The 12,397-nt window shown below is 48.0% G+C and carries 14 protein-coding genes; 9 read left to right on the top strand and 5 right to left on the bottom strand.

What is annotated here, in order from left to right; translation table 11 throughout:
- Positions 1-58 precede the first annotated feature (58 nt).
- The 3 genes from FGB90_RS04470 to FGB90_RS04460 are packed head-to-tail and all read left to right on the top strand — an operon-like array spanning position 59 to position 1,938.
- On the top strand, positions 59-772 hold the full coding sequence (locus FGB90_RS04470; RefSeq protein WP_138809345.1) for a DnaD domain-containing protein: 714 nt from the start codon (positions 59-61) through the stop codon (positions 770-772).
- Positions 773-794: 22 nt separating this feature from the next.
- Positions 795-1,460 (top strand): endonuclease III, encoded by a 666-nt coding sequence (nth, locus tag FGB90_RS04465; RefSeq protein WP_138809344.1) that lies wholly within the window; start codon positions 795-797, stop codon positions 1,458-1,460.
- Positions 1,450-1,938: a YpoC family protein gene (locus FGB90_RS04460; protein ID WP_138809343.1), complete on the top strand. Its 489-nt coding sequence runs from the start codon at positions 1,450-1,452 to the stop codon at positions 1,936-1,938. The genes nth and FGB90_RS04460 overlap by 11 nt, the downstream gene beginning before the upstream one ends.
- 212 nt (positions 1,939-2,150) lie before the next feature.
- Here the strand turns inward: FGB90_RS04460 and FGB90_RS04455 are convergent, their stop codons facing one another.
- Together FGB90_RS04455 and recU are read right to left on the bottom strand one after the other, a co-directional pair.
- Positions 2,151-4,922, bottom strand: coding sequence for a penicillin-binding protein 1A (locus FGB90_RS04455; RefSeq protein ID WP_138809342.1), 2,772 nt, complete (start codon positions 4,920-4,922; stop codon positions 2,151-2,153).
- Positions 4,923-4,953: 31 nt separating this feature from the next.
- Positions 4,954-5,556 (bottom strand): Holliday junction resolvase RecU, encoded by a 603-nt coding sequence (gene recU, locus FGB90_RS04450; protein WP_138809341.1) that lies wholly within the window; start codon positions 5,554-5,556, stop codon positions 4,954-4,956.
- Positions 5,557-5,670: 114 nt separating this feature from the next.
- Here recU and FGB90_RS04445 point away from each other — a divergent pair, with 114 nt between their 5' ends.
- The gene (locus tag FGB90_RS04445; protein ID WP_138809340.1) at positions 5,671-6,675 is read left to right on the top strand and encodes a DUF2515 family protein; all 1,005 of its coding nucleotides are present in this window, start codon (positions 5,671-5,673) and stop codon (positions 6,673-6,675) included.
- A gap of 372 nt (positions 6,676-7,047) precedes the next feature.
- Here FGB90_RS04445 and FGB90_RS20075 read toward each other — a convergent pair whose 3' ends face one another.
- The gene (locus FGB90_RS20075) at positions 7,048-7,179 is read right to left on the bottom strand and encodes a hypothetical protein (protein WP_281280014.1); all 132 of its coding nucleotides are present in this window, start codon (positions 7,177-7,179) and stop codon (positions 7,048-7,050) included.
- A gap of 177 nt (positions 7,180-7,356) precedes the next feature.
- Here FGB90_RS20075 and FGB90_RS04440 point away from each other — a divergent pair, with 177 nt between their 5' ends.
- From FGB90_RS04440 to FGB90_RS04430, 3 genes are all read left to right on the top strand, one after another.
- Positions 7,357-7,911, top strand: a complete 555-nt coding sequence (locus FGB90_RS04440) for a MerR family transcriptional regulator (protein ID WP_171051700.1) — start codon at positions 7,357-7,359, stop codon at positions 7,909-7,911.
- 57 nt (positions 7,912-7,968) lie between these two features.
- Positions 7,969-8,328 (top strand): YppE family protein, encoded by a 360-nt coding sequence (locus FGB90_RS04435; protein ID WP_138809338.1) that lies wholly within the window; start codon positions 7,969-7,971, stop codon positions 8,326-8,328.
- Between the two features lie 122 nt (positions 8,329-8,450).
- Positions 8,451-8,903 carry a TcaA NTF2-like domain-containing protein gene (locus FGB90_RS04430; RefSeq protein WP_138809337.1) on the top strand — a complete coding sequence of 151 codons (453 nt, stop codon included), beginning with the start codon at positions 8,451-8,453 and terminating at the stop codon, positions 8,901-8,903.
- On the opposite strand, the gene FGB90_RS04425 is transcribed toward FGB90_RS04430, so the two are convergent.
- Positions 8,888-9,499 (bottom strand): trimeric intracellular cation channel family protein, encoded by a 612-nt coding sequence (locus FGB90_RS04425; protein ID WP_138809336.1) that lies wholly within the window; start codon positions 9,497-9,499, stop codon positions 8,888-8,890. The genes FGB90_RS04430 and FGB90_RS04425 overlap by 16 nt on opposite strands.
- A gap of 142 nt (positions 9,500-9,641) precedes the next feature.
- Between FGB90_RS04425 and FGB90_RS04420 the strand changes: the two genes are divergently transcribed.
- Both FGB90_RS04420 and FGB90_RS04415 read left to right on the top strand, forming a co-directional pair.
- Positions 9,642-9,902, top strand: a complete 261-nt coding sequence (locus FGB90_RS04420) for a DUF2524 family protein (protein ID WP_138809335.1) — start codon at positions 9,642-9,644, stop codon at positions 9,900-9,902.
- Positions 9,903-10,049: 147 nt separating this feature from the next.
- Positions 10,050-10,628, top strand: coding sequence for a cysteine hydrolase family protein (locus tag FGB90_RS04415; protein ID WP_138809334.1), 579 nt, complete (start codon positions 10,050-10,052; stop codon positions 10,626-10,628).
- 385 nt (positions 10,629-11,013) lie between these two features.
- Here the strand turns inward: FGB90_RS04415 and FGB90_RS04405 are convergent, their stop codons facing one another.
- The gene (locus FGB90_RS04405; RefSeq protein WP_438502680.1) at positions 11,014-12,255 is read right to left on the bottom strand and encodes a YeeE/YedE family protein; all 1,242 of its coding nucleotides are present in this window, start codon (positions 12,253-12,255) and stop codon (positions 11,014-11,016) included.
- Between the last annotated feature and the right edge of the window lie 142 nt (positions 12,256-12,397).

The raw sequence follows: 12,397 nt of genomic DNA, 5'->3' as shown, positions 1-12,397 counted from the left end.
CTTTTCGGGACAGTGAAAATACAGTTAATAAACGCCGGAAACAAGGGAGGTGGAAAGGTTGAATAGTAAGTGGATGCTCGACCTGATGTCAAGAAATCCTGTTACAGTTCCTGCCCTGCTTATGGAACACTACGCCGGGATCGGTATAACGGAAGAGGAAATGATGCTCATGCTTCATATCAGAAAGTACGCCCAGGAAGGTGAGCCCTTTCCTACACCGGATGCCCTGAGCAGCAAAATGACTACCGATATGTCACGAACTGCCGGTATTTTAAGGGATCTTGTTAAAAAGGGTTTTCTCATGATCGGAGAAAACCAGGATCAGCACGGACGCATTTCCGAATTCTATTCGCTGGAGCCTCTGTACAGTAAACTTGCTGACCATCTTGAGGCAGAACAGCATGAAAAGAGAGAACACAGTGCGAGAGAGGAAGAGGGGAGAATTTTTAAGCGGTTTGAAGAGGAATTCTCAAGACCCCTCTCCCCAATGGAGATTGAAATGATTTCCATGTGGATCGATGAGGATTATCATGATCCTGTACTCATTGAAGCAGCACTCCGGGAGTCGGTGGTATCGGGTAAACTTAACTTCAGATATATAGACAGAATTCTTTTTGAATGGAAAAAGAACAATATACGGACTGTAGCAGAAGCAAGGGAGTACGGAGAGCGGATCAGGGGTCAGCGGACCAGAACGAAGGTGCCGGAGCGTACTGAAACAGCTTCAGTTAAACGCTCACATCCGTCATTTAACTGGCTTGAAACAGACTGACTCTTTGGAGGAGGATGCTCAGATGCTTACGATTCGACAGATTCATGAAGTACTTGAAACGATTGAAGAGATGTTCCCCGATGCCGAGTGTGAACTTACCCATTCAAATCCGTTTGAACTCACAATTGCCGTACTTTTATCCGCTCAGGCAACTGATGCTCTTGTAAACAAAGTGACACCATCACTCTTCGAAAAATATAAGGAACCTGAAGACTACATTCAGGTACCGCTTGAGGAGCTTGAAAACGATATCCGCCGGATCGGCCTGTTCAGGAGCAAAGCGAAAAATATAAAAAAACTGTGCCAGTCCCTGATTGAAGACTACGGAGGGGAAATTCCCCGTGAACGTGATGAACTGGTTAAGCTTGCCGGTGTCGGACGGAAAACAGCCAATGTAGTGGCCTCGGTCGCTTTTGGTGAACCGGCCATCGCGGTGGACACCCATGTGGAACGGGTAAGCAAGCGGCTTGGTATCTGCAGATGGAAGGACAGCGTATTGGAAGTGGAGAAGACGCTCATGAGAAAGGTGCCGCAGAGTGAGTGGTCCCCGACTCATCACCGGCTGATCTTTTTCGGCAGATATCACTGTAAAGCTCAGTCTCCACAGTGTCCTGAGTGCCCGCTTCTTTATTTGTGCCGGGAAGGTCAGAAGCGGATGAAAAAACGGGAAGCAGCAAATGCAGAGTAAAGGTGGAGCGCTGCCTGCTCCTTTTCAGCGAAACCCCTTTGCCGAGAAGGAAAACAGCGGGGACTGGTTTATTGAGGATATTCTTAAAAAATCCGAAGACCCTTCAGCACCCTGGAACAAACCGGAAACAGCTGTAAAGGAAGTATACGGAGAATGGCGTGAAAAGGGAAGGCAGGACATTGGTGAGGCATTTCGCATGAAGAAACGGGAAAAAGCGAAGAGTCTCATTGTTTATTATCTTTCACGCTACATACAGGCGATGTTCTGGGCGGAAGGGGAGCCGGTAAGGTCACTTGAAGGAGTGGAACGTATTCTTGCAGGCAAAACATACGCCCCGGTAAACCTCGAAGAACGTCTGGAGCATGTGTTCAGAAATCCGGGTCATCATCTTACACTTGCTGTTCTCGATCAGCTTTTTGAGGAATCGTTAAAAAAGTGGTCAGTATATTTCATTAAAGAAGCGCGGCGGAAGCCTTAATAATGGCATTCCGGGCGCTTTTTTCTGCTGTTTTGGGAAGGCTGTTTTCAAACAATCCTTCCAAAAGCGACTTCTGGGACTTAATGTTGATTTTTAAAAGTTGATTGGAGCGCAGTGAGCGAAAATCAACAACGAACTTTAACAGAGCCAAACAAAAAAGAAGCACGCCGCCGTTAAAGGCAGCGTGCTTCTTGTGGTATCAGGCAGCAGTACTATACTTCAGGTTCCTGCTCTGTGTCGTCGGTGTCACCTTCGTCGCTGTCCTCCTCAGGCTCGGAAGGTTCTTCTTCGTCTTCGTCTTCGTCACCGTCATCCGGAGGACCATTTCCGTTGTCGTCGTTTCCGTTGTCGTTTCCGTTGCCGTTTCCATTGCCGTTTCCATTGTCGTTTCCATTGTCGTTTCCATTGTCGTTTCCGTTGTCATTTCCGTTTCCGTTACCATTACCATTACCATTATCGTTATCTCCAGAGTCGTCACCCTCTTCAGGTTCTTCCTCTTCAGTTCCGTCTTCTGATTCATCGTCACCAAAAATGTCATCGAGGAATCCATCCTCGTCTTCATCCTCTTCAATCAGGTCTTCTTCCTCGGGTACGGTGACTTCAACAGTAGCCGGTTCACTTTCAAGATCTTCGTTTTCATCCGAAATGGCAGTTACACGGAACGAATATGTTTCTCCGTACTCCGGATTTTCAACTATCAGATCCGTTTCCTTCGTCACGTTCACTTCACTGAAGTCGTTATCACCGGGTTCCATAATTTCTACACGGTAACTGAAATCACCCGGCACATCAGCACTGAAACTCCAGTTTGCGATAATGGAGTGTATATCCTCATTGTAGGCTGCCTCCAGCTGAGGAGAGCCAAGATCATCGGAATCCACTTCATATTCCTCGGATACGTTTGTCGGTTCAGTTCCTTTCACGAAGTACTCATGGACGATTTCGCTTTCAGGAGTGAAATCACTCGGCAGAAGACCGGTTGATCTTTCCACACCGACTCTTACAACGGAATCTGGCTGTTCGAAGTCAGGCGTGTCTTCTCCTTCATGAAGGTAGGCCATGATTTCACGGAATTTAATACGGGAGATCTGATTGGCATCTCCTGAGATATAACCGTCATCGTTACTTCGGTATCCTGTCCAGACAGCTGCCGTGTAGCGTGGGCTGTATCCTGCAAACCAGGAGTCCCGTATGGCTCCATCCGGAATGTTGAACTGTTCCCGCTGCTCTTCGGTAAAGTTGGTTGATCCTGTTTTACCTGCGAGAGGAACACCGGATACATTTGCAAGAGTACCTGTACCCCAGTCACTGCTCGTAACTGCAGTTTTCAGCATATCGGTAATCATAAAGGCTGTGTAGTCTTCCATGACCTGTTCGGAATCATGTCCAAGCTCAATGGAACGTCCATCGGGAAATTCCACTCGTGAAACGGTATGAGGCTGGGTGTACTGGCCTCCGTTACCGAAAGCACCGTAGGCTCCAGCAAGTTCCATCGTATTAATCCCTCTGTTGAAGCCGCCAAGGGCATAGGTTTCGCCGTACTCATCATCAAGCGGGATGCCGAGCGACTGGGCAAAAGCAGCGGCACGGTCGTCGCCTACTTCATGAAAAGCCTTTACTGCCGGTACGTTAAGTGATCTGGCAAGAGCCTCCCGCATGGAAACATCGCCGAAATAAGGTCTGCCGGCAGAGTTGCGGATGGTACGATCAACGGTTTTGTAATCGTACGCTTCATCGCGGATCTGGTGGAAAGTGGACCACTGGAAGTGCTCGATTGCAGGCCCGTAGTCCAGAATCGGTTTGATCGTGGACCCCGGCTGCCGCTGGATTTCAGTAGCCATGTTCAGAATCCGCCGTTCCTGGGAAGGCGTACGCTGACCGCCGATGGCGTTAATTTCGCCGGTTTCCGTATCCATCAGTGTGACGGCCGAAACAATATCATCATCCGGATAAGGCAGTTCATTTTCCATCAGATTTTCAATATACTCCTGGGCATCCTGATCAAGAGTTGTGTATACTTTCATCCCGGAGGAGTAGAGATCCGCATTGTCAATACGGTCGTCATTCTCGAGTTCAGTAAGAACCTGATCCACAAAAGCAGCATAGGGATATTCTTCATGGGCCGAACTTGGGTTCAGCTGGTCCTCGATCGGTGTATTGCGAGCTTCCTCGGCTTCCTCAGCCGTAATTTTACCGTAACGCTCCATCTGATTGATAACGACATTCCGGCGCTGCTCAGCCCGTTCAGGGTGATTGAGCGGGTGGTACGCTGTCGGCCGCTGCGGAAGGCCTGCAAGAAGGGCCGCATCTGCCACAGTCAGTTCGTCAAGCTCCTTGCTGAAGAAACGCTCTGAAGCCTGAACAACACCGTAGGGGCCGGACAGATAAATCATATTCAGATACATTTCAAGGATCTGGTCTTTCGTGTATTTCTGCTCCAGCCTCACGGCAAGGTACTGTTCCTGTACTTTTCTGCTCAGTGTTTTATCGGAGGAGAGAAACAGGTTTTTTACGACCTGCTGGGTGATGGTACTCGCACCCTCGGCTCCGAATCCTCCTGTAATATTGGCCCAGACAGCGCCGCCGAGACGGCGCATGTCAAGACCGAAATGGTCGTAAAAGCGGATATCCTCAATCGCGATTATTGCGTCTTTCATGACTTCAGGAACATCATCGATATCTGCATAGCGGCGATTCTGTCCGTCGGCTCCTGAAAGGGAGGTGAACATTTCACCGTCTTTATCATAAAACTCGGGATTGTTGCTCATCGTCAGTTTATCTTCATCCAGTGAAGGTGCTCCTGCAATCATGGCAACTGCCGTGATCCCGCCGGCTGCAATCATGACTCCAAAAATGACGGCAAGGGCTGTTAGAATCTTTTTACCCCGTGAACCGCTCTTTTTGCCTCCACCTGACGTACTCTTGGATTTTGACTGGCTCATCGCCTTTTTACGTTCCTGTCTGGTACGGTACTCGTCTGGCATCTTTCATCTTCCTTTCATTCTGGAAACAGCCTTACAGAATCTGCTCGTCCAGGACGCGCAGGTAGTCAATCCTTGGATGAAACTTTGTCGGAATAAGGTATCCGAATGCTTCTATATCATCCTTTTTCATTGACTTTCGTGTACTGCCGCGCTCATCGTAAAACCGGATCAGATGGGCAGCTTCAAGCAGATAGACTTCATCTGATAAGGAAAATCGTAACAGTGCAAAAGCAATCCCGTTCTGCTCCAGTACACGTTTCATATGGTCAATCTGGTGGTCGTGGAAATTTTTAAAAGGAAACGACTGTTTGTTTTTTGTTTCTTTTGCTTCGAAATCGATGTACCTTCCTTTATAGACCCCGTTATAGTCTGTCGTGGACGGCTTCTGAAAGTAGGCTTCCGTTACAACAGCGGCACTTCGGGAAGGGTAGTGTACATTAACGATCTGAAGCGGTGTCGGCTTTTTATGAATGACGGCAATCCCGCGGGCGAGGTAGTATTCGTTCGTTTCGTTAATGTCCTCCTCCAGGCTCATGCCACGATTACTGAACCTCGCATCTTTACTGACGGTCTTTTTCTTCTTTTCGTTTCGTCCGGAGACATATTTTTTTCCGTTCGGATAACGGAAGGCCATTGTTCTCCCTCCCAGCAATAGGTATGAACCATCACTATATATTACCATAATTTTTTCCCTTCACCATAGTCTTTGTGACTATTTTGGCGCGGGCGGGTTAAATTAGGAAGGGTGATGAAAATGAGACTGAAGGAAGCAGATGAACGACTAATAAGCAGGATCAGAACTGAAGTTAATAAAGGGAACTTCGATAATATTTCACGTACCGTATTTTATTCAGCCTTTTACAAAAGAAATCCGGAAATTAAATGGGCTTACCTGGCATCCATGGTTTCGAGAAATGCCGGCTGGGCAATGACGGATCTTATGAGCAGGCCGTTTACTGAACTTCTGAGCCCGTCTTTCCGTGCAAGGCTGTTTTATACATATGAGAGGGCAAACTGGCTGATTTTCAGTGATGCTTTTGCCCAGCTTCTCATTTATGAGTGGTCCAAGAGGAAAGGAAAGCCTCTTTTTCATTTATTGCCACATTTTGGAGTGAGTAACTGGATAAAAGAAAAGTGGGAGTATTTCTGGCAGAGAAGAGACGAGGAAGAAATTCTTACGGCTCTCATTGTAAACGAGCAGAACCTTATTCAGGAGCCGGTAATCCTGGAGAGGTTTGAGGGAAAAAACGTTTTTCGTACGTCTGCATTTAAATGGCAGGACCGCCTGCACTTCAGTACCGTACTTTTCCCGGATCTCAGAGGCAATCTTTACGGGTGTTCCGTGCACGATTTTACGAAAGCAGGCAGCAGAATTGAACTTGGAAGAAAGCTTGCGTGGATTCTTACGGAGAGTCCTGAAAAAGATGAAATTCTCAGGTTTCATGAATCAGTTACTCCGACAGGTTCGAGAAGGGACTACCAGAGATTTTTATCCAGGACTTATCCCGCCACGCCGATTCTCCGGATGGCCTATGAACCTGTTGAGCATCGAAGGGAATATGATTCAGACTGGTCGGTAAACCCGGCTGTTCAGCCGGACAGGTGGATGAAGAGGCTGAAGCCGGTAAATGATTACGATCTTGGAGAGTGGTATGAAGGAAAACTTCACCAGGAAGAGGCGGCGGTAAAGGTGGAGCGCTTATACAGAAAAGCGGCTGCCAGGGTGAAGCTTGCGAAACGAAGAATGGTTTAAGTCATGTTAAATGAAAGCTGTTTTAGGAAAGATTGTTGTTTTGTTCCGCTGCAGGCGGATGCTTTCACCACAGGCACAAGTGCGACATCCGTTCATGCTTCACGGTGTCTTCTATGCCGCGGGCATCGCTTCAGCCTCCTCGGGAAAAAACACCCTGCGGGGTCTTCACCTGATGCTATTCCCGCCGGAGTCGCCGCCTTTCGCTGCATTATTAACTTGGTCAATAACAACAATCTATACGAACACAGCCTAAATGAAAGCTCTCATCTGTATCGTCACCCGTTGGTGAATACAGCAAAACAGAAATAGACTGATTAGAAAGCATCACTTAAAATCCCGGCAGATTAACCTCTGCCGGGATTTTAGCACTGATTATGTGGAAGGTCTGTCGGGACCTTCTGTTTTTTTATCGCCATAGCCAGTCATAGCCTGGGAGGACTGGCGGTTTTTAGCTTCAGCTTTGGCCTGTGCGGAAGCCTGCTTCTTCTTTTGTTTACCGGTCATATACATGCTCCTTTCCTGAAAGGGATCAGGTATTAGTCTGTGCTCATTCGGCAAAAACATGTGTTTCAGGCGGACGTGCACTACCTTTGACGAATGCAAACTAGTTTTGTCAGCAGCGGAGGAACAGCTGAACTTCACAGAGAAACAGTATACACACGAAAGCAGGGGGGAATGAAAATGGGCACAGCTTTCAAAACAAAAATGGTGGCTGACCAGCTGGGGGTAAATCCCACAACAGTGCAGAGATGGATAAAATACTTTGATCTAAAGTGTGAGACAAATGAGCTTGGACACTTTGTTCTGCCTGAGGAGACGTGTCATTTTCTTAAACAGATTCATGTACAGCTGAGTGAAGGAAAAAAGCTGAAGGATGTGAGGTTTACCCCTGTTACGGAAGGAAACGGAGAGGAGCCGGTATTCTCCGGGCAGGAAAACCAGGTTGTATCAAGCCGTGTTTTTGACGAGCGTTTCGGTCAGATTCTTTTACACGTGGATCAGCTGGAAAAAAAACTTTCCGAAAAAGCAGATGAAGTTGTTGAATACCAGATGCTTCAGCACAGACAGGAAATCGATGAACTCTCCGACCTGCTAAGACGGGTAAACAAGAGGATCAATACACTGGAACAGTCATTGGCAGATAAGGAAAAGCAGGTCATATATATGAACAGGAAAGAACAGGCGAAACCCAGGAAACGCCTTCTTGCAAACATTTTCTCTTTTTCATTCCGCTGATGGGGGATGCTTCCGGTACTTCGGTTCTGTTAAGATAATACCGGAGGTGGAACGATTATGAATAATCAGCGGCTGCTGGAGCTGACAAAGCAGCTCCTTGAGCTGAACAGGGAAGGTTATACGTATTTTGAGCGGTTCGCCCGTGAAAAGGAAACAGCTGATTTTGAACAGTACGTTAAACCGTTTGCCGACCGCGTCAAACAGGCGGGCGATGAGTGGTATCCGCTTGCATCAGACTATATAACCAGCCATAAACCGCGCTACATTCATGACAAACAGATCAATGCAGTTCATGAAAACATCAATATTACGGCAGTAACCTGTTTTCAGGCAGACACAAAAAAGAAGCGTTATATTGAAATGAATAAATCCATTCACTATACTCTGGAGGCACTCAGAGAGGATCTGGAAGCATAAATGCCCGGCAGGCTGTAAAGAACCCGAAGGCTCTGTTCTTCACCTGTTTCCGGCTTTTCCATCAGAACAACTTCCGTTATACTGTCAGAGGAGACAGTTTACAATGAGAAAGAGGGAAGCCTGTGGGAAAGAAAGTATTTTGGATTGCCGCAGCTGTATTGTGCCTGCTGGCGGTTACAGCATGTGAGGACGTGGAATGGTACGAAGCCGATGAGACACTTGCCGCCGAAGCGACGGATTTTATTACGGAGTTTAAACACGCATGGACTGACAGCCTGGAAAGCTCTTCGTTCAGGGAAGTGGAGTCCTACCTTTATCCGAATTCCCAGTTTTATCATATGAAGCGCCGTACACACCAGGAATTTGTCACACAGCGTGTTGTGGAGGAAACAGATGAAATCCGGGTACAGGCTGTTGAGGAAACAGAAGATGGGGAAGTAAGAATTACTGTCAGTGAGGTCATATCCCGCACTGCAGGAGATACCGGTACTGAAGAGCGTACCAGAACGTATTATCTGCTTCCGTTCCGGGATACCTTCCGGATTACACAAATGGAGCGTCAGGACTCAGCCTGACGCTCTGTTCTTTTATGGGGAAGCTGCCATTTAAACTGTACGGAAAGCATCCGCAGGGTGATAATAACAACCATGAGTAATAAGAGCTCCCATGTGGTACCGGCTATATTCAGCCCCACGGTAAGGCCGCCGAGAATAGCCCACAGGACATAAATATCACTTCTGAATACCAGAGGTTTCCTTCCTGCCAGTACGTCACGGATTATTCCTCCGCCGGTTCCGGTAAGGACTGCAGCTGCCAGAATGGCACTCAGGGGCAGCCCCATACTTTTTGCGAATAGTGCACCCTGGATCGCAAATGCGGCAAGACCGACAGCATCGAAAAAGTGTCCCCATTTCAGCCACGAGTTAAGCCAGATCGGAAACAGAAAAGCAAGTGTCATCACAATGATTGCAATTGTAAACAGAGTACCCTGCTCCCAGAGGGCGGTAACCGGTAAACCAATCAGCAGGTTGCGAACGGCCCCTCCGCCGAAGGCTGTTACAAACCCGAGTATATAAACACCCATAATATCGTAGTCTTCTTCCATCGCCACAATCACTCCGCTAAGCGCAAATGCAATTGTACCGATCACATTAAACAGTTCCCAGGTCATACGGTTCATCCTTTCTCCACAGATAAAAATACCACGGGAGTTTACACTTGCCAACATCTGTTTATAAGAAACATTTGCTAAGGATAAGACGTCGGCTCCGGGCGATACTACGTGTATCAGAGAAGTGTTGAGGTGAAATGAGATGGCCAATTATGATCAGATGGAACAGTTTATCACCGGAGTGCGTGAGGTTATGGAAGAGGCACAGGCGCAGCTGGACAACATGAAACGGGTTAATCCTTCCGATCCCGCCGATTTCCAGGCGGCACAGCAGCATCTGGAGGAGGTGCATCTGGAACTTGAGAAACTGATTAACAGTGCAAATCCCGAACAGCGCGACCAGCTTCTCAGAGTTGAGCAGCAGATTCACCAGCTTCAGAACCGGATGATATTGGGTTTATAACGATAACCATACACAAAAACGGACGCTCCATTTTGGGGATGTCCGTTTTCCTTTTTTATTATCATCTACACAGCCCATCCGAACGGAAACCAGGGTGCTGTCGCTTCGCAGCTGGTATAATGGAATAAAGTGTAGAGGAGGGATCGAATGAAAGCCCTTATTGTGGTGGATTACACATACGACTTTATTGCAGAGGACGGCCGGCTGACCTGCGGTGAACCTGGAAGACAGATCGAGGAGAGAGTTGCTCTGCTTGCTGAGACTTTCTGGGATAAAGGCCACTACGTTATTTTTGCGGTTGATGTTCATGAAGAAAATGATCCGTTCCACCCTGAAACAGCTCTGTTTCCCCCACACAATGTCAGAGGAACAAAAGGCAGGGCACTTTTCGGAAGCGCAGGCATTGTTTATGAACGTCTGGCAAGACAGGACCAGGACCGTCTTTACTGGCTTGATAAAACACGCTACAGTGCTTTTGCGGGAACCAATCTAGAAATAAAGCTGCGTGAGAGGGGCATCACAGAGCTTCACCTTGCCGGTGTATGCACGGACATCTGCATCCTTCATACAGCCATTGATGCATTCAACAGAGGGTTCTCGGTAACCATCCATCAGGATGCTGTTCAAAGCTTCAGTAAGACGGGACATGAATGGGCTCTGAATCACTTTGAAAATGTACTTGGGGCGAATGTTACTGCCTCATACGACGTACCTTCAGTCGACTGATTGAATTGTAATGGCTCCCGGAATTTCCGGGAGCCATCAGTATACCCGCAGTTCTGGTGAATCTTGCTGTTACGGAATAAAACGGTGTATTCATTTTGCAGGGAAGCAGCCCACGTTCCCGAAAAAAGTGGCTGGGACAGAAGTAAAGTGTTTTGATGAGAATCCGAACAAAAAGCTGTCAAGCGGATGAAATATTCGCCGACTCCTGCGGGAGGAAAAGCGCAGGTGAGACCCCGACGTGCGAAGTACGCGGAGGCTCAGCCGCTTCCCGCGGAAAGCGGCGTATATTTCAGGAGCGATTTATCTGCATCGCATATTATTTGTTCGGGTTGTCGTCTGTAAAAACACTTCTGTCCCAGCCTCTGTAGTACGTTATGATGCATAATCAGCAGAAACGGTCATCGCTTTTCGGATTCTTCAAGCCGAACAGCGGCCGGATAAAGAGAGCTGCATACGTACCGAGCATACCAAAAATCATCCAAACCCAGCCGTGTACACTGAACGATGCGATCCCTCCAAAATACGCGCCGATATTACAGCCGAATGCAAGGCGGGCACCGTATCCCATGAGCAGACCGCCCACAATGGAGGCCATTGCGATTTTCAGAGGGATTTTCTTTGCAAAGCTGAACAGCCCGCCGGCAGCAGCTGCCATAAATGCCCCGGTCATGACACCGAAGTTCATCACACTTGTGGAATCATGGAAGACATTCTGCTCAAGCTGCCGTGCATTGTCGCCTGACCAGTAGCCCCATTGAGTTACATCAATTCCTATCATTTGGGCAATTTGTGATCCCCATAGTGCAAAGGCTCCGGTAATCCCCCATGGCTGACCTCGAACCATAAGCGTGAGGGCGTTAAAGACAGCCAGAATTACTGCTGCAGCCCAAAGAGGCCAGGCACCGCGAATGATTCTCTTCCAGCCTTCTGCGCTTGGAAGAAAAGCCATGGATGGCGGACGGCGGCGGTTCTGCACAAGAATTGTAATCAGAATTACACCGCCGAAAATCCCCATCTGCAGAAGCCATGCACCAAAGTAGCCGAGTCCCGTATCTTCAGCCAGACTGATTGGGGCAAGATTCGGCATATCCTCGGTCCAGAATTCAAAGTGCCACGCACCGAATACCGAGCCGATAATAAAGAAAATAAGCACAAGAATCATGGAAGACCGGCCGCCGCCGATCGAGTAGAGCGTACCGGAAGCACATCCGTTTCCAAGCTGCATGCCGATCCCGAACAGGAAGGATCCCACAATCACGCTGGTTCCTACCGGGGAAACATACCCGGATGGATCCGCATCAAAAAATCCGAGTCCGAAATGGAGAATCGGTGCAAACAGAGTAACAGCAACAGCGAGCATGAGCATATGAGCTCTCAGCGCCTGTCCGTTTCCAACCGCTGCGAAACGTCTGAAAGCAGATGTAAATCCAAAACGGGCATGGAAAAGTGCAAAACCGAATACGAGACCAAAGCTGAGAAGTATGGCCATTTCTATCCCTGAGATCATATAACTGACAGCTGCCAGGATTAAAAATGCCGCCGCCCCTGCAGCGAAATATCCTTTCTGCATTGGAGGAAGCGGTGTGAGTTCAGGCGCTTCCCGCCGAACTGCTGTCTGTCTATCTATATTCAAATCATTTCACTCCTTTAATTCCTATGAGTTTAATCGGGATAAGTCCTGCTACATTGTAACTCATAAAGTGTACCTTGTAAATCTCTCTGCTTCTTTGTCCGATTGAAAGGTTAATCCCACGACTGCCTGGGTAAAT

The sequence above is a fragment of the Alteribacter natronophilus genome (assembly GCF_006007885.1).
In the GTDB taxonomy this organism is placed as follows: Bacteria; Bacillota; Bacilli; order Bacillales; family Salisediminibacteriaceae; genus Alteribacter; species Alteribacter natronophilus.
This window is presented reverse-complemented; position numbering and strand designations above follow the sequence as displayed.

Bases quoted from the DNA above. Each gene is read 5' to 3' on its own strand.
- FGB90_RS04440 (WP_171051700.1), top strand. From the start codon at position 7,357: ATGGGCACAGCTTTCAAAACAAAAATGGTGGCTGACCAGCTGGGGGTA.
- FGB90_RS04455 (WP_138809342.1), bottom strand. From the start codon at position 4,922: ATGCCAGACGAGTACCGTACCAGACAGGAACGTAAAAAGGCGATGAGC.
- FGB90_RS04425 (WP_138809336.1), bottom strand. From the start codon at position 9,499: ATGACCTGGGAACTGTTTAATGTGATCGGTACAATTGCATTTGCGCTT.
- FGB90_RS04420 (WP_138809335.1), top strand. From the start codon at position 9,642: ATGGCCAATTATGATCAGATGGAACAGTTTATCACCGGAGTGCGTGAG.
- FGB90_RS04460 (WP_138809343.1), top strand. From the start codon at position 1,450: ATGCAGAGTAAAGGTGGAGCGCTGCCTGCTCCTTTTCAGCGAAACCCC.
- FGB90_RS04415 (WP_138809334.1), top strand. From the start codon at position 10,050: ATGAAAGCCCTTATTGTGGTGGATTACACATACGACTTTATTGCAGAG.
- nth (WP_138809344.1), top strand. From the start codon at position 795: ATGCTTACGATTCGACAGATTCATGAAGTACTTGAAACGATTGAAGAG.
- FGB90_RS04445 (WP_138809340.1), top strand. From the start codon at position 5,671: ATGAAAATGAGACTGAAGGAAGCAGATGAACGACTAATAAGCAGGATC.
- FGB90_RS20075 (WP_281280014.1), bottom strand. From the start codon at position 7,179: ATGACCGGTAAACAAAAGAAGAAGCAGGCTTCCGCACAGGCCAAAGCT.
- recU (WP_138809341.1), bottom strand. From the start codon at position 5,556: ATGGCCTTCCGTTATCCGAACGGAAAAAAATATGTCTCCGGACGAAAC.
- FGB90_RS04435 (WP_138809338.1), top strand. From the start codon at position 7,969: ATGAATAATCAGCGGCTGCTGGAGCTGACAAAGCAGCTCCTTGAGCTG.